The sequence below is a fragment of the Aeromonas sp. s2 genome, from assembly GCF_040907935.1.
Lineage (GTDB): Bacteria > Pseudomonadota > Gammaproteobacteria > Enterobacterales > Aeromonadaceae > Aeromonas > Aeromonas dhakensis.
The window spans coordinates 1-17,410 of sequence record NZ_JBFOCR010000021.1 but is presented as its reverse complement, the minus strand read 5'-3'; the positions used below and the strand labels follow the sequence as shown (position 1 = coordinate 17,410).

The window sequence follows — 17,410 nt, the reverse complement described above, 5'->3', positions numbered from 1 at the left end:
TCATGAAAATCTTTCTGAGTAATCCTCCTTGGTATCATAAACCGACTGCGAAAGCACCTGGTTGGCATGGTGTACGCGCAGGCTCTCGTTGGCCTCATACATTTCCGTACTATTCGCATACAGATGAAAATGGCACTATTTCTGAGCTACGAAATAGCTACAAACCATTTCCATTCTGGTTGGCTACCGCGACCAGTATGTTGAATGAACTACCCGGTTTTGAGGTCGAATTAAGAGACTCGATCGCTCTCTCAGAAAGCTACATGGCATTCTATGATGCGTTTTGTGTGTCTCATCCTGATATTCTTGTCTTGGAGACTGCATCAGCAACATTGGATCACGACCTAGAGATCATCGCGCAGCTCAAGGAGTTTAACGCTGATTTAACCGTAGTTTTGACCGGCTTGCATATCGAGCTGGATTCTCCAGATTTTTTAAAAAAACACGTAAGCATAGATTACATCGTTTATGGTGAATATGAGCTATCATTAGTTAGCCTTCTTGAGGCATTAAGAGATAAAAAAACACTTTCTGACGTTCCTGGTTTATTATATCGAAATGATGATGGTTCTGTTGTAAAAAATACATTTAGCGTGGGGAAATCAGTGACTGATTTCCCTTGGCCTTATCGGGATCCCGTGGTCTCCCTTGCCTATAATGACACCGCAAGTGGCCTCCCAATGCCACAACTGCAGATCATGGCTACCCGTGGTTGTCCATATGGTTGCATATTTTGTATTTGGCCGCAGATGTTCTATCGCAGCGGTAAGTATAGAAAGCGTACCGTTGAAGATGTGGTCGATGAAATTGAGCACAACATGAAGACGGGCCACTATGCAAGCTTTTATCTGGATGATGACACATTCAATATAAACAGCAGATTTGTTATTGAGCTTTCCCAAGAAATCAAGAAGAGAGGGTTGAATAATTACCCGTGGGGTGCGATGGGACGGGCCGATTTGATTGACCAAGCCCAGGTCGACGCATTGAAGGAAGCCGGGTTATATAGTGTAAAATACGGTGTGGAATCAGCAGATCAAACCGTATTGAATAGTTCTGGTAAGCACATTGATATTAATAAAGTGATTCGTGGCATTGAGTTGACTCATAATGCAGGTATAAAGGTTCATCTAACTTTTACCATCGGCCTTCCAAATGACACGCATGACACCATAAATCAGACAATTGACCTTGCATGTTCGCTACCTTGTGAGTCAGTACAGTTTTCCATAGCGACACCTTATCCAGGAACCAGTATGTATGACATATATAAGGATAAGGACTGGTTAGTGTCTGACAAATGGTCTGACTATGTAGGTTCAACCAAGGCGGTTAGTAAGACGGATACGTTGACACCTGAGGATTTGGAGCATTATCAAAAGCTCGCAATGTCACGCTACGCAGAGGCAGATGCACGGCGTAAAGTGACGGAAGATAAATTTATTTCTAATTTAAAAGAGCGCCTGGCGGTTATTGGTAATGACGGACGCCCCATATTATTATTTCAGTCTGCTCGTGTGTCATTTACCAAAGCACTTCTGACTACCTTGTTAAACCTTGGCCACAATGTACATGTATTATGCCATGAGCGCTTCTGTGATGAATTTAGAGCTCTGATTAAGGATAGCCAGTTACATTCATTCTCTAAATCGAGCAACTTTGACTTCATGCAATTGAAAGACCTCTGTGAAAATCTGAGTGGTCACTTTTGTGGTGCACTGATTCCCTATAGTCACCGGTTTGGTTCAGGTTATACTGAGGTAGAGAAAATGGCTCTCGTTGCAACGGGAAAGATAATAGCAGGTGTAAATTTGGATGGAGAGTTTATAAAGTGAGCCACCCAATACTTGTTGTTGGCGCATTTGACTATCCTTACATAAATAATCATTGGCTCGAGCCATTAAGTATAATATCTAACGAAAATTTCATATCAGTTGATGTTAACGTATTGCTTTCTATTTTCTCTACAAAAGATGTTGAAAAATATCTAAAGAAGATAATTAAAGAATTTGAAGTGCGATACGTTTTTTTCTATCATGATCTCATCTTTGCAGATCTGAGTGATAGTTTTTTTTCGGAAATAAAAGAAACCACTAAAGTTATTACATTCTATGCCGACGATGAGCCACCAGTATGGTTTCAAAGGAATGTTCGCTTTGATCATCATTATTCATATATAGCCACGCATTCCGTTTCAGCTATTGAAAAAAGAAAGGAGCAGTTTCCTGAACGGGAATGCTATTATTTTCCTTGGGGATTTAACCCTCGTATCATAAAATATGACATGAGCGAAGATAAGCATCAGTACAATTATGATGTGATATTTATTGGCCGTAACAAAGATTCGCTAGGGAGCGGCTTATATAGAGAAGATGGTGCAATCCGTGACCAATTATTACAGGCAATTGCCAATGCGGCTAAATATCATGGATGGCGATTTGCTATTTTTGGCTTTGGGTGGGAAAACCACCCAACCTTAGCTCCTTGGTATGCTCGCCAGATTTCGGATGATGAATATCAAAAAGTACTGGCATCGTCACGCATAGTCTTCAATCCTGGTTATGCGTGGGATGGTCAGTCATTAAAGTCTCAAGTAAAACTACGCCATTTTGAAGTTGCAGCTAACGGATATGCAATGCAGCTGACTAATGAGAATGCCGAGCTTGGTACTCTTTTTGAGGAGAATAAGGAAATAGTCTTCTATGATAAAGCTGCTGACTTAGTCGAAAAGATAAAATATTGGTTAGATAAACCGCAAGAGTGTGCCAGTTTTGCAAATTTAGCTAAGAATAAAGCTTTTAAACAACACACAATTGATAGTCGACTTCGTGATTTATTGAACATCTGTAAAGTGAGTACGCCAGTCTGTAATAACGTTAGAGATATTGAAAAATTAGCTTTTAATGAAAACATTGATATTTTAAAGGCGCAACTTGAGTTATCAACCGCTGAATATGTTTATATCTGTCCGAAAGGAACTGAGGTTCGTATTCCCAACGTGCCGGCATCGCATGCTGTTTTGGATAGGCCAGAGATAGTCGACTGCGAGCTATTTTCCTATGGGTATAGCAAGCTACGAGATCCTGTACAGCCTCGCAGGGAAGAAATATATGCTTGCCACGTATCAAAGGGTGAGTTTACAGGAAATATTACGCCAGGTTTAATGAGCATTATTGGTGAGGGGTTAATTGAAACCCTAAAAATGCCACTCCATACCAGTTTGATTCACCGCGAAAAATTGTTGGAATGTATCTGTGATACAGACAGTATCCATGCATTAAATAGTAAGCTGGCTTCTTTAAGTCATAGAAGTAGCTTGAATACGATGCTGATTATAAGGTTTGACTCATGGTTGCGTGGTGATTTTGGGGGAAATACAGTCAATCCTTTATACTGGCTTCTTGATCGTGTATCAGAGCGTTGTATATATGAAAAAAAGAAACTAACTGTATACGGCGTTAGAGGTGATCTGGCTGAGTCAGCAATATCGTATCTGAAAACGTCAAAAGGAATAGATTCACTGATTCTTGTTGATAATGCTCTTAAGGGGAGTTGTCTTCCGATAGGATATATATATGGACATGGTGATATTTCCTCTATAAAAGACATGATTGTACTCATTTGTGCTGCTATTTCTGGGCCAGCAATCATGGCACAATGTGCATCACTAGATAAAAGTGTGAAACTTTTGCCTCTCTATGATCCTTTCTTCCCTGCGTGGAGTGAATTTACATGAGTAGGACAATATGGATAACAGGTGCCTCTGGCTATATTGGTAGGTATCTAGTGGATGCTTTTTCTAACAGTAAGGGCTTTCATGTTATACCCATCGGTGGTCGCTCGGGTAAATCTAATTGGTCCGGAGACCTAACGTCTAATGACTTTGTCTGTCAACTAATCACTAAAAATGGTATCCCCGACATTATTATACACTGTGCAGGGAATAAGAATGTTAAGTGGTTAGAGACAAATAGAAGACAGGCACGAATAGATAATGCTGAAATGGTAGTCAATCTTTGCCGGTTAGCTCCTTCTGCTCATTTTATATTCATTAGCACCGATCATGTTTTTGATGGAGTACAAGGGTTTTACAAAGAGAGTCACCGACCAAACCCTCATACTATATATGGAAAAAGTAAGTATTTAGCAGAGCGATATTTGAGGCTATATAGTAAAAAGGCAACCATAGTTAGAACATCAGCAGTATTTGATCGAGATGCAGCATTTCCTGCGATGTTATTAAGTGCTTGGTCTGACAACAAAGTTGTAAGCTGTTTTAGTGACGTGTTTTATAGCCCGTTATATCTTCCATTTTTTTATGATGGACTTGCCGCCATTATAGATAAAGTTCATTTAGGCACTGTGCATCTTGGTGGTGAGCGATGTTCTAGAGTCGAATTCGCTCAAAAACTAGCTAATGTTGCAGGTGTTTCATCTTCTTTAGTTGACGCTTCTTGTAGTCTTTCATCGAATGATATTTTCGATCTTTCTCTAGATTCGACAGCCTCATGGAATTTATTGGGTATGACAACTCCGAAACTGAGCCGCTCGCTTCTTGATATGTGGAGTATAGGATGAAGTTAATTGAGTCATATATGAATCGTATGGATGCAAGAGGTGAGGTTACCGGTATATTTAGAGAATTTCCTCTCGCTGAAATAAATATGATTAGAACCTTGGCTGGCTATGCAAGGGGTAATCATTATCACAAGATTACAAACGAATTTTTTATTGTATTGTCAGGTAGGTTACATTTAAAAGTGACCACACTTAAAAATGAGGTTTTGTTTGATGGGGAGTTATCTGAAGGAGCAAAGTTCATTATTGAAAAAAATGAAATACATACTATAACTGCAATTACCGATGTAGTTTGGATGAATGGCTTGGATATGAAGTTTTCTGATAGTAATCCAGATTTTCATATCATTACATCTAATTAAATATAAATGATGAAGGTGAACATAATGCGTGTACTTTTCCTTAATCCGCCTTGGTATAAACTTCCGGAAGACGGCCATGAAGGCTGGCGTGGTGTAAGAGCTGGTTCACGCTGGCCACACACTTTTACTGTTGATAATGCCTGTGAAAAAGATGGAATTCTTCCTGGTCTGCTCGGCGGTTATCTGCCATTTCCATTCTGGTTGGCAACGGCTGGTGCACTTGCAAAGCAGAGAGGTTTCGAAGCATATGTCAGGGACTCAATAGCTCTGGGTGAGACTTACGATAATTTCTATAGTTTTGTGGATTCATATAATGCGGATGTGATCGTTATCGAAACGGCCTCTGCTACACTGAAGCATGATCTTGCGATAGCAAATAAAATTAAGAATTCACATCCATTATGTGTTGTCGTATTCACCGGATTACATATTGAGTTAGAAGATAAGTCATTTTTGGAACGTACGCCAGTTATTGATTATATTGCATATGGAGAATATGAGGCCAGTGTGGTGAAGTTACTTGAGGTCGTTCGTGATGGTGTCAGCGATCGCCTCCTGAGTGAAATACCAGGTATTCTTTTCAGAAGTGAGCTACTTGGCGTAGTTAAAACTGAGTTCGGTGAATTGATCGGTCTTGATTCATTGCCGTGGGCAGAGAGAGAAGATGGATTACCTGCACTGAACTATTTTGATGGTGTATGTGGGTTACCCCGTCCACAATTACAACTCATGTCAACGCGTGGTTGCCCTTACGGATGTATATTTTGTGTTTGGCCACAAATGTTCTATAAAAGTGGTAAGTATCGCAAGCGTACACCGCAAGATGTCGTCGGTGAGATTAAAGCAAATTTGCAACAAGTCCCGTACAAGAGCTTCTATATTGATGATGATACATTCAATATGAGTAAAGCAAGTGTCATTGCTTTGGCTAAAGCGATTACTGATGCTGGGTTAAATACTATTCCATGGGCGACCATGGGGCGTGCGGATAGAATTGATGATGAACAACTAGATGCGCTCGTTGAGGCAGGACTTTACAGTATCAAATATGGTGTCGAATCGGCTGAACAATCAATTCTTGATGCTTCAGAAAAATACATAGATATCAATAAAGTTATTAGTGGTATCCAAAAGACTTCTACTCGTGGTATCAAAGTCCATTTGACGTTTACCTTTGGTTTACCTGGCGACACGATAGAGACAATTGAGAAAACAATTGACCTCGCATGTGAACTTCCTTGTGACACTGTACAGTTCTCCATTGCGACACCTTACCCCGGTACTCGTATGTATGAAATGTATAAAGAGGCAGGATGGTTACAGAGTGAAAATTGGGAAGACTATGTGGGTTCAACCAAAGCTGTTTCTCGTACGGAGAACTTTACCGGAGAGCAGTTGGAGTTCTACGTTCACGAAGCTTATCGACGGTTTAACCTATCTCGTCAAGTGAAAAAGTTCCATGACGGAAATTATGCTCAGACACTTTGTGATGGGTTATTGGACAGAGGTATTAGCAAAGATAAGCGTATTGTTTTACTTCAATGTGCAAATATTACGTTTAGCAAACTTGTTCTCACTGCGCTGAAAAATAATGGCTGGAATGTAAATGTATTCACCCATGAGCGGTTTGTGGATGATATCTCAGCAGTTATAGATGCCCCACATATCATCACCTTCAACAATGTGAAAAACTTTGACTATCAGAATCTGCACTCTCAACTGAGTTCATTGATAGATAATGGCTGCATTGTCTTTGCTCCCTGCTCCAACAATGATGGTAGTGGATATGAAGAGGTTCGTAAACTAATGACTTTAAGTCCGGCACCGTCTGTGATGTTTACTATGGAAGGGACATTTATTTGATATGGAAAAAATAATGATACTGGGTGCATTTAACATCGAGTATATCCATGATAATTGCCGTTCACCATTTCGAGATGTTATTGGATGTGCGGCAATAAGTATTAATGTCCTTCCTTTATCGTTCTATCTTGGTAAGAAAGATGTTGAAGCATATGTTTTGGATGTCGCTAATAAATGTGGTGTAAAATTCATCCATGTATATCACGACTGGATAAAAGAACTTTTTTCAGAAGAGTTCTGGCATAAATTGGCAGGTGGCAGAATAATATCTGCCTTTTATCCTGATGATGAGCCTGGACAGTGGATGGATCTGAATTTAGAAAAGTTCGATCACCATTATAATTATATATTCACTCATTCAAAAAAGGCTTATAAGATTAGGCGTGAACAAGGCTATGACAATATTAGTCATCTACCTTGGGGATATAATAATAGTCGATTTAGATACGAACCTGGTCATCATGGCCACGATATTGTTTTTATTGGTAAGAATAAACAATCCGACTCTAGTTTTACTGGGGCCGAAGATGGTAAACTGCGTGATATATTTCTGGAGATTTGCGCAGCCTACACTGTAAGTCGTAATCTAGATTTTGCTATATATGGATATGGATGGGAAGAGCACCAGACGTTAGGAGCATATGCTCGTGGGGTCTTGGATATAGCCGATTTTAACAAAGTTTATAGCTCGGCTGGTGTTGTCTTTAACCCCGCTTGGGCTCCTGATAGTCAGGAGTCTCAGGTTAAATTACGTCACTTTGAAGTCCTTGGTGCTGGAGCTGTTCAGATAACAAATAGCAACCCAGAGTTATACGAGATTTTGGGAGAATCTCCAGCAGTTATTTACTTCAATAGCGGTGAGGAACTACAAGAGAAGTTATCAACAATACTACATAGCCGTTCACGAGACCGTCAGAGACGATGGTTTGAGATAAATAGTAGCATGCATTCAATCCAGAATAGGGTGAGAACCATGCTTCATAAACTACATTTCCCTACAAATAAAGTAGATAAGCCATTTCTTGACATTGACCTAAAAAATCCATCACCGATGGGTGACATCCTTCTCAGAGTCCAGGAAACATTTAAGTACAATCCTGACATTGAGTTTATCACTTTCAATTCAGTAGGTGATGATACATATAAGTATGTTGATGAAGGGTTTATAGCTACTTATTGTAGAAATGATAAAATCTGCCAGTTTGGGGTGATGTTCGATTTCTCTGCTTTCCAGACAAACCATCTACATTTTTCAGATGATAACGGCGAGCTTTCTTGTGAATTTATAGAGTCATATGATGCGTTTAAACGACTACTTGCCGAGCCTGTATCTAAAAATGTAGACGAAAATAATGAGGTGCTTGTCACTCTTGATGGTGAGCCTATATTTATTGATACACTGGTATTTCCAAGGAATGCTGACTACTCGGCATTGATGGCGCGGCTAACGCATCGTGATTTGGTTAACTATACATCTCATTTCCCTGTAGAATACAAAGTTAGTAAGGATACCACTCGTTTTATAAAACCGATACAAATGTGGCGTAAAATTTTTGATCACTTAAGTTTATTGAAGAGTATCCAAAGTGAATTATCACTTTGCATCTATGGTATCGGTGGAAGTTTTGGTAAGTCGTTGATCCGCTTTTTTGAAAGTAACTTCAAAAATGTGAGGATTTTTGCTGTAGATAACCGGCTTGCAGGTCAATATATGGATGGTCTATATGTTTACGACAAAAGCATTCTTTGCAAATATAAAATAGATGCGATACTTATCGCAGCTGAGGTATCAGGGCCATTGATTTATGATGACATGAGAAATGAGGAACTGGTTGGTAAAGTAATAAGGGCATATGATACGACGTATATTTTATCTGATGTCTTAGATTTTATTGAATGTTATAAATAATCGGGGGCTATGCCCCCAATTATTTATCTGCGCTCATACAAAAATTCAGCGTGATGATGATGAGCTGAATTGATGCTAAACCAAGGCCAGCGTGAAGGTGATGAAAATATCAATTTGAAATTATTAAGAGGAGGGAAAGTGCTAACTGGATAGAACTCATAACCGGCGCCACCATCCAGCATGTTTTCATGGTAGATATAATGTCGACTTGTCTTACTGAATCGAGAAAGATAATTAGATATATTGTTAAAGTCCATTTCCGAGAAACTGATAGTGTTGATCGCCAGATCGACTGCAAGTTCTTCTACTTTTTCAATGAGATAGTGTGGTAACAAAACAATATCATATTTTTCTAGTGCTGCTCGGCTGAGAGTTTTAATATCATCTTGATATGTCAGTATCTTCTTATCGGGAAAGCTCATCATTAAGTAGTATGATGAAACTATTAAATTTTCAGGTAGGTCAAAATTTATATATGTCCCATGGAAGTTACATGATAGAAGTGACTCAGCATATCCACCATAACCTCCACCAACCTCCATAACGATGGGCTTTTCGATATCAGCTAACAGATTCATCGTCATCGAAGCGCGATAGTGATTCAACATATTATTGGCGTGAACAATATTGCCATTCAAATAGACGCCATAAGGATTACCTACTTTTTTACATGCCAACTGTTCAATGTTAGGAACTGGTAGACTATTTTTCCACACATTGAATGTTCGTCTAAAGTTGCCAGCATGTTGAGAATCATTACAGAATGCTTGATATGCCTCATTCCCGCCTAGAATGCCACTACTCATTTCATTTCTATAAAAATTACGTAGCAACCCTTTTAGATTAATTAGATTTTTATTCTCTATGGCAGAGTAAAAATTTGGTCTTGTAGCCTGTAGAAAACTATACCAGTTCTTTCCTACTCGTAATGCCGATGGGATTGTTCCACGTTCCGAATCATTAATTGTCTTTTGATGAGCAGAAAAAATTTCATTGATAATCTTTTCTTCCATAGCATTATCAATGCCTGTATCGACATCAGAAATCGATTTTTTGGAAATATCATATGATTTTGTTATCGTTTCCAAGTGGATGCCAACAACTGAGTGGTGTCGAATAGATATAGAACTACTAGACTCAAAAGCTCGAATTATAGTATGGAAGTCACTTTTGAATGACAGCGCTTTTTGAGTATCGATGCCACTTGTTGATAATATTGAATGAACATCACTTTTATCAAACTGGTTGTTAATTATAATGTAATCATATTCAATAGAAGCTAGTTCTCTAGGTTCTATGATTTTTATGTCTTTAAATACAACTGGTGTTTTATTTATATTGGGCTGAATATATCCCACAATGCTAATACCATAACGTGCACAGTTGAACTCAATGCCACTATTAAAGGCATTACCACTACCTACATGAAAATCGTTAGTGGGATTATTATCCTCAGTGATAAGCCCTGTTCCGTATATGATAACTTTCATAAGTATCTCTACAATATATTATTTGTTGGACTGGTCGTATTTCTGCTTAACTTACTGTCTCTATATTTATTTCTGATAGGCATTTCATTATCAATCTAAAGTCTGACTGTGACAGGTCTGGATATAGCGGTAAGGTGATTGCTGACTGGGAAAAACGTGCAGCATTGGAGGTTTTCCCCGGTGTTATCTTATGAAAAGGCTGATTATTTATCGCAATATAATGCACGTTTGCTGCGATGTGATTTTCTCTTAGCTTGTCGATCACATAATTACGAGCCGATTGTTTAACTCGGATAACACAAAGATGCCATGCGCTGAGACGAGCCTTGCGAGTAGCGAGAGGCTCAATATGTCGTGGTAACTCACTATGATAGCTTGCGGCAATCTCCCGTCGCTTAGCGAGAAGCACCTCCAGACGCCCAATCTGACTGAGCCCCAATGCCGCATGAATATCGGTCATTCGGTAGTTGAAGCCCAGCATTTGCTGCTCGTAGTACCAGGGGCCATCCGGTTCGTTGATGAAGTCTTCCGGTTCGCGGGTGATGCCGTGGCTGCGCAACATGCTCATGGTTTTGGCAAGCGCAGGGTCGTTGGTCATCGCCATGCCGCCTTCGCCGGTGGTGATGATCTTCACCGGGTGGAAGCTGAAGACGGTGATGTCGCTGTAACGGCCGTTGCCGGTGGGCTCGTCGTGATAGCGGGCGCCGAGGGCGTGGCAGGCATCCTCGATGATCCGAAAGCCGTACTCCTGTCCCAGGCGATGGATCTCCTGCATGTCGCAGGGCAGGCCCGCGAAGTGTACCGGGATGACCACCTTGGGCAGACATCCTTGAGCCTTGGCGGCTACCAGCTTGCGCTCCAGCTCCATGGCGCACATGTTGCCGGTATCGGGCTCGATGTCGACGAAGTCGACCTGAGCCCCGCAATAGAGAGCGCAGTTGGCCGAGGCGACAAAGCTGATGGGGGAGGTCCAGACCCAGTCACCCGGGCCGACACCCAGTGCCAGACAGGCGATATGCAGGGCGGCCGTACCTGAGTTGACCGCCACCCCGAAGCGAGCGCCGCAGTAATCCGCCACTGCCTGCTCGAAGCGGGGCACCACGGGCCCCTGGGTTAGAAAATCGGACCTCAATACTTCGACCACGGCTTCGATATCCGCTTCGCTGATCGACTGTCTGCCGTACGGGATCATTCCATTACCACCTTGCTGTTCAACTCTTTCAGCTGCTCAACCGTCAGGAAATCATCGTTGTCACGGGAGTTGTACTCGAACCCCTGGGCCACCATGGTTCCCTTTTCACCCGAGGCGGTGACGGAGAAGTCATTGTTGCGATTGTTGAAGTTGATGGTCGGTCCGATGATGAAGAAGTCGTCGAACTCGAAGGTGTGGTAGGAGTCGTCACACGGGCACATCACTTCATGCAGTTTCTCACCCGGGCGGATGCCGATGATCTCCTGCTCCAGCTGAGGGGCCATGGCGGTAGCCAGGTCGGTGATCCGCACCGAGGGCAGCTTGGGCACGAAAATCTCGCCCCCCTTCATGCGCGGGAAGTTGTTCATCACGAAGTCGACCCCCTGCTGCAGGGTGATCCAGAAACGGGTCATCTCGACATGGGTGATGGGCAGGGTGGTGGTGCCCTGATCGATCCGTTTCTGGAAGAAGGGCACGACCGAGCCGCGCGACCCCACCACGTTGCCGTAGCGCACCACCGCAAAACGGGTTGGATCCTGGCCGGCGATGTTGTTGGCGGCGACAAACAGCTTGTCGGAGGCCAGCTTGGTGGCGCCGTAAAGATTGATGGGGTTGGCGGCCTTGTCGGTGGAGAGGGCGATCACCTTCTTGACCTGATTGAGCAGGGCGGCCTGGATGACGTTCTCGGCCCCGTGGATATTGGTCTTGATGCACTCCATGGGGTTGTATTCGGCGGCCGGCACCTGTTTGAGCGCCGCCGCATGCACCACATAGTCGACCCCGCGCATCGCCATGGTGAGCCGGTTGGCGTCCCGCACATCACCGATAAAGTAGCGCATGCAGGGGGCGTTGAAGACCTGCTGCATCTCGAACTGTTTCAGCTCGTCGCGGGAGTAGATGATCAGTCGTTTCGGTTTGTAGCGTTCCAGCACTGTCTTGACCAGCATCTTGCCAAACGAGCCAGTGCCGCCGGTAATCAATAGGGTTTTATTGTCGAACATGACGGATTCTCGCTAGTGATGCCAAGTGACAAGCAATTTATGTGCCTTGGGCCAGTTTAGCCGAAAAGGGGCTGATACGGCCTTGTATGATGCCAGTTTTATTCCACTCTGAGTGAACTAACTAGATGATTCATAGAGAAATCCAACTCAGTTCAAACAACTTTATGCGATCTCGGGGGCTTTAACAAAAAGCGGAACACAGGGTTCCGCTTTTTTGACGCCTAGCTGGAGAGCAACACTCTGGCCGAGTTGGCGGGGATGGTGAGCTGAACCTCGCCCTGCACCACTTCGAACTTGTCGCCGTTGAAGGCGTCGGTGAATCGGCTGGCGGGACTGGCGGTCTGCCACAGGGGCAGGTTGATGGTGCGCGGCTCGCTGGGGTGACGGTTGCAGGCCACCACCACCTGATCGCTTTGCAGGGTACGGGCGAACACATAGCTGTGGGGCCCGGCGTAGAGGGTCTGGATATCGCCACGGCGCAGGGAGGGGCGCTGGCGGCGGATCTGGATCAGCCGACGGTAGTGGTCGTGCAGCACGTGATCCCAGTCTGTGGTATCCCACGGGAAGCAGCGGCGGCAGTCTGGGTCATTGCCGCCAGAGAGTCCCACTTCATCGCCGTAGTAGATGGAGGGCACGCCGATGTAGGTAAGCAGCAGGGTGGCGGCCAGCTGCATCCGCTGCTTGTCTTCACCCAGCAGGTGGAGGAAGCGGGCGGTATCGTGGCTGTCCAGCAGGTTGAACTGGGCCAGCTGGTTCTTGAACGGAATGTGGGTACGCGCCAGCTTGAGCCAGCGATCCAGCTCTTCGGCGCTGATCTTGATGGGGTGGTAGGCGATATCCTGCCCCGCCAGGAAGGCGCGGATCGGGTGGGCGAAGCCGTAGTAGTTCATGGCGCCGTCCTCCTGATCCCCCTGCAGCCACTGGCTCGCCTCGAAGAAGTGTTCACCGAGCACATAGGCGTCCGGGTTCTCCTGCTTCACCGCCCCGCGAATGGCGCGCACGTGGCCGCGGTTGCCCTCGGCGGTGCCGCGCTCCCCCAGCATGTGGATGACGTCGAAGCGCCAGCCGTCGATCTGGTAGGGGGCGCGCATCCAGTAGCGCAGGATGGCGTCGTCGGCGCGATAGACGGCGTCCTGCACCTGTTCGCTGGAGAAGTCGAGCTTGGGCAGGCTGCGGATGCCCTTCCAGCTGACGTAATCCCCTTCGCTGTCAAAGGTGTAGAAGCTGCGCCACGGGGAGTCCGGGTTGTGCTGGGCGCCCAGCGGCGGGCAGAACCAGGGGTGTTCGGTGGAGGTGTGATTGACCACAGCATCCAGGATGATCTTCATGCCGCGCTGGTGCAGGTTGCGGGTCAGCTCGGCGAACTGGGCGTTGGTGCCCAGATGCGCATCCACCTTGAAGTAGTCCTGGGTGTCGTATTTGTGGTTGCTCGGCGAATCGAAGATGGGGTTGAGGTAGAGCGCCGTCACCCCGAGGGACTGCAGATAGTGCAGTTTGGCGTCGATACCAGCCAGATCGCCACCGTAGAATTCACAGGCGCCGTGCCCCTCTTCGTGGCGGCTGACCGGCTCGCCCCACGCCTTGCTGATCACCGCCTTGCCACGGTACTCGTATTCGTGATGCTTGACGCTGAGGGACGGGTCGCCGTTGCAGAAACGATCGGGGAAGATCTGGTAGAACACCTGATCCTGCACCCAGGCCGGTGGCTGGTGCAGGCTGTTGAAGCGAAAATGCTGTTCCCGCGGCGGCATGGCCGAGCTGACGCCGGCGCCATGCAGCCACCACTGCTCCTCGTCGGTGAGGCACTTGAAACAGTAGAGGTGGATATCCTGCCCTTTGTGAAGCGGCAGGGTGCCCTGCCATACCTGCAGCCGATCGCGGGTGGAGACCGCCGTCATCGGCACCAGATACTCCTCGTTGTCCGGCTCGTGGCGCAGCCACACCTCGCGGATCGGCGCGTCCAGCTCGCTGAACAGGGTGAGTTGCAGGGCGTCGGCGCTCTCTTTGAACCAGGGCGCCACCTGGGGATGAAACAGAAACGGATGGGTCATGATGCTTATTGAGTCAGAAGATCGGCGAGGGCATTACCCTGTTCATGCAGTGTTTCGAGCTGGCCGGCGAGGGACTTGGGATCCAGTCCCAGCTGGTCGGCCAGCGGCTTGGGGAAGCGGGCTATGATGGCCTGGGCCGGCACCCCGGCGTTCCAGGCGAAGGAGATGAAGACCGCCAGGCGGATCAGTACCGCCTCCTTGCTGACCGGATCGTGGGAGAGGGGATCCAGCTGCTGGGAGATGGCGTCAACGAAGGCCTCCGACAGGTTCCAGCGCCGTGCCAGCTCGGCACCGAGCTGGGCGTAGTCGTACCCCAGCATCTCGCGCTGGGCCTCGACCCGGCTGCTCCCTTTCTGGATCGCCAGATTGATGAGCTCCGCCTCTTCCGGCAATGTGCTCTGGATCAGCAGCTCGCCGATGTTGTGGATGAGGGCGCAGGTGAAGGCGGTCTCGGGGTCGAGCACCTTGGCCTCCTGGGCCAGCGTCTTGGCGATGGTGGCGACCTGGAAGGTCTCGGTCCAGAACTTGTTCTTGTCGAAGCTGGGAGGGGCCTTGAAGCTGCCGATGATGCCGGAGGCGACCACCACAGATCGCAACCGGTTGAAACCGAGGCGGATCACCGCCTGTTCGATGGAGGTGACTTCGTTGCCGCGGCGCAGGGCGGCCGAGTTGGCCATTCGCAGCACCTTGACGCTGATCACCTGATCCATGGCGATCTTGGCCGCGATCTGGTCGATGCGGGCATTTTCATCGCTGAAGCTCTGCATCAACTCATGCAGCAGCTGTGGAATAGTGGGGAGTTGTTTGATCTTGTCAAACAGACGGTCCATCGACATGGCTGAGGCAGCCTCCATTGCGAGCACTGCCTCATATTGTGCCACAGGCGGGGCACATGTTCCTGTTTGTGATCCGGCTTTGTGATGCGAAGGGGGGACTACAGCACCCAGTCGCGCAGGGTGTATTCCAAACGATGCCGTTTGCCCTGCAGGATCAGGGTCTGGGTGGTGCCGTCCAGAGTGGCCCCTTCGGTGAGGGTGGTCAGCACCGCCTGCTCCACCGCATCGAGCGGGGCCTGGCAGGCCATCTCGGTACTGCCCAGACTGGTCACCCAGAACTTGTTCCCCTCGAGGTGGCCCTGACCGAAGTAGCGGTTGCAGCCGGCGATGCCGTTGACGGTGAAGTGCTCACCTATCTCGAAATCGGGCGGATTGTCTCGCGCCGCGGTGACGGGTTGGCCATCCAGCTTGTCGAGCACCCAGTGGTGGTGCTGCAGGTCTTGCGAGGCAAAGCGGGGAGTACTGCTGCAGGCGCTGAGCAAAAGCAGGGCGAGCAGCAGTAGCAAGAATCTGGGCATGAAAGGGCTCCGGTAGTGGGAGTGACAAGCATACCCTCTGTGCGGCCCCCCAGGCAGGGCAAGGGGGAGTGCCCCCGACCGCTTCTGTCGTCCCGCGGATTGGGCCTGTGTCGTTAAATGGCAACACCAGCCTTGCAAAAGGGTGCCTGCGTCGTCGCCGGCACCCCCGCGGGGGCGTCAGTTGCCGAATAGCCGCTCGGCGTAACGGGCCAGACCGGAGGCGACCGAGCCGAAGTCATCGCCCCCTTCCAGCGGTACCTGGGGTAGCTTCTGGCGGATGAAGGCCTGGATGAGGGGCGAGCGGGCGCTGCCGCCGGTGATGAAGACCCGGTCCGGCTGCACGTCGGCGGCGGCGATGGCTTCGTCCATCAGCTCACCGATCTTCTCCAGCAGCGGGGTGGAGGCGCTGGCCAGCTGATCGCGCCTGAGCTCAGCCGTCAGCCCGTGCTCCAGCTCGGCCAGAGATTGCTGGGCCGACTCCTCTTGGGAGAGGGCGATCTTGCCCTGCTCGGCGCGCCACACCAGCTGGTGGCTCAGCTTGTGGGCACGCAGACTGGCGAGGCGCCCCAGCTTGCTGCCGGGCAGGCTGTCGAGCTGCAGATCCTGCAGCTGGCGGCCCGTCTCCAGGCTGTAGAAGCGGCTCTGGGCGCTGACATCGTTGATGGCGGCGGCGTCCCAGAACAGCGGGTGGGGCAGCGGCTTGCCGGTCTTGAGGGTCTCGTGCATGCCGAGCAGCGGCATCATGCCCTCCACCGTCAGCCGGATGTCGAAGTCGTTGCCGCCGATGCGCTGACCACTGTGGCCGAGCAGATCGCCGCTGCGATCGAGCTGGGCGCGATGGCTCGGGCCCATCCGCAGCACCGAGCAGTCGGTGGTACCGCCGCCGATGTCCACCACCAGCACCACTGCATCCTCGTTGAGGCGTGCCTCGAATTCGAAGCCGGCCGCCACCGGTTCATAGAGGAACTCCACCTGCTCGAACCCGGCGAGGCGCGCCGCCTCGCTCAGGATAGCGATGGCCTGACGGTTGCTCTCTTCCCCCGCCAACCCCTGGAAGTTGACCGGGCGGCCAACCACGGCCCGGCGAATTGGTGCGCCGAGCTGCTGCTCCGCCTCGCGCCGCACGTGCAGCATCATGGCGCAGACGATGTCTTCGAACAGGGCGATCTGTGGTGCCTTGAGGCCGTAGGCGCCGAGGAAGGATTTGGGCGACTTGATGTAGTAGCCGTCGTCCGGCTCTTCCAGATAGCGCTCCAGCGCCGCGGCGCCGAAGCTGAGCTCGTCGATCAGCCCCTCTTCGCGCATCTGGCGGCGTACCGCCTGGGCCCGGGTCACCACGGGGCCGCGCAGCTTGAGGTACTCGTTCTGCTGGGCAGGCGCCAGCCCTTCGGCCAGCAGGCCGGCGATGGCATCCCGATGGGGCGCGTGCAGGGTGGAGGGAAGGTAGTGGGCACCGCTCAGGTTCAGCAGCCGGGGGCTGCCTTGTTCCATCACGGCGACGGCACAGTTGGAGGTACCGTAATCAAATCCGATAAACATGGGCAGCCAGACTCCTGAGCAAAAAAGGGCTGGTAGCCTACCCGAAGGCGCCGGGTCTCACAACCCGGCGC

Annotated in this window: 13 protein-coding genes; 6 read left to right on the top strand and 7 right to left on the bottom strand. The window is 48.4% G+C overall.

Going from position 1 to position 17,410, the window contains the following annotated elements:
* Positions 1-2 precede the first annotated feature (2 nt).
* Genes AB5Y81_RS17430 through AB5Y81_RS17405 form a run of 6 tightly spaced genes read left to right on the top strand, consistent with a single transcriptional unit; the run spans position 3 to position 8,712 of the window.
* Positions 3-1,835: a radical SAM protein gene (locus AB5Y81_RS17430; RefSeq protein WP_279485142.1), complete on the top strand. Its 1,833-nt coding sequence runs from the start codon at positions 3-5 to the stop codon at positions 1,833-1,835.
* Complete coding sequence (locus tag AB5Y81_RS17425; protein WP_164673738.1) at positions 1,832-3,736, top strand: glycosyltransferase; 1,905 nt, start codon at positions 1,832-1,834, stop codon at positions 3,734-3,736. Before AB5Y81_RS17430 ends, AB5Y81_RS17425 begins: the two co-directional genes overlap by 4 nt.
* On the top strand, positions 3,733-4,578 hold the full coding sequence (locus tag AB5Y81_RS17420; protein WP_080631849.1) for an SDR family oxidoreductase: 846 nt from the start codon (positions 3,733-3,735) through the stop codon (positions 4,576-4,578). Before AB5Y81_RS17425 ends, AB5Y81_RS17420 begins: the two co-directional genes overlap by 4 nt.
* A complete protein-coding gene (locus AB5Y81_RS17415; RefSeq protein ID WP_164673739.1) occupies positions 4,575-4,940 on the top strand; it encodes a cupin domain-containing protein in 366 nt (121 codons plus the stop codon). The genes AB5Y81_RS17420 and AB5Y81_RS17415 overlap by 4 nt, the downstream gene beginning before the upstream one ends.
* Positions 4,941-4,964: 24 nt before the next feature.
* Entirely contained in the window at positions 4,965-6,803 is a 1,839-nt protein-coding gene (locus AB5Y81_RS17410) for a radical SAM protein (protein WP_164673740.1), read from the top strand.
* Positions 6,804-6,816: 13 nt separating this feature from the next.
* Positions 6,817-8,712: a glycosyltransferase gene (locus AB5Y81_RS17405; protein ID WP_279485143.1), complete on the top strand. Its 1,896-nt coding sequence runs from the start codon at positions 6,817-6,819 to the stop codon at positions 8,710-8,712.
* Positions 8,713-8,735: 23 nt separating this feature from the next.
* On the opposite strand, the gene AB5Y81_RS17400 is transcribed toward AB5Y81_RS17405, so the two are convergent.
* The 7 genes from AB5Y81_RS17400 to yegD all read right to left on the bottom strand — a co-directional run bounded on the left by AB5Y81_RS17400 (position 8,736) and on the right by yegD (position 17,339).
* A complete protein-coding gene (locus AB5Y81_RS17400; protein WP_080631852.1) occupies positions 8,736-10,202 on the bottom strand; it encodes a putative sugar O-methyltransferase in 1,467 nt (488 codons plus the stop codon).
* A 46-nt stretch (positions 10,203-10,248) separates the two neighbouring features.
* On the bottom strand, positions 10,249-11,394 hold the full coding sequence (gene pseC / locus AB5Y81_RS17395) for a UDP-4-amino-4,6-dideoxy-N-acetyl-beta-L-altrosamine transaminase (RefSeq protein WP_279485144.1): 1,146 nt from the start codon (positions 11,392-11,394) through the stop codon (positions 10,249-10,251).
* Positions 11,391-12,395: a UDP-N-acetylglucosamine 4,6-dehydratase (inverting) gene (gene pseB, locus AB5Y81_RS17390; RefSeq protein WP_279485145.1), complete on the bottom strand. Its 1,005-nt coding sequence runs from the start codon at positions 12,393-12,395 to the stop codon at positions 11,391-11,393. The genes pseC and pseB overlap by 4 nt, the downstream gene beginning before the upstream one ends.
* A 221-nt stretch (positions 12,396-12,616) precedes the next feature.
* Positions 12,617-14,446, bottom strand: a complete 1,830-nt coding sequence (gene malZ, locus AB5Y81_RS17385; protein ID WP_279485146.1) for a maltodextrin glucosidase — start codon at positions 14,444-14,446, stop codon at positions 12,617-12,619.
* Between the two features lie 5 nt (positions 14,447-14,451).
* The gene (locus tag AB5Y81_RS17380) at positions 14,452-15,300 is read right to left on the bottom strand and encodes an HDOD domain-containing protein (RefSeq protein ID WP_017764864.1); all 849 of its coding nucleotides are present in this window, start codon (positions 15,298-15,300) and stop codon (positions 14,452-14,454) included.
* Positions 15,301-15,380: 80 nt separating this feature from the next.
* Positions 15,381-15,800 (bottom strand): META domain-containing protein, encoded by a 420-nt coding sequence (locus tag AB5Y81_RS17375; protein ID WP_017787065.1) that lies wholly within the window; start codon positions 15,798-15,800, stop codon positions 15,381-15,383.
* A gap of 177 nt (positions 15,801-15,977) precedes the next feature.
* Positions 15,978-17,339, bottom strand: coding sequence for a molecular chaperone (yegD, locus tag AB5Y81_RS17370; protein WP_219326665.1), 1,362 nt, complete (start codon positions 17,337-17,339; stop codon positions 15,978-15,980).
* Positions 17,340-17,410: the final 71 nt, after the last annotated feature.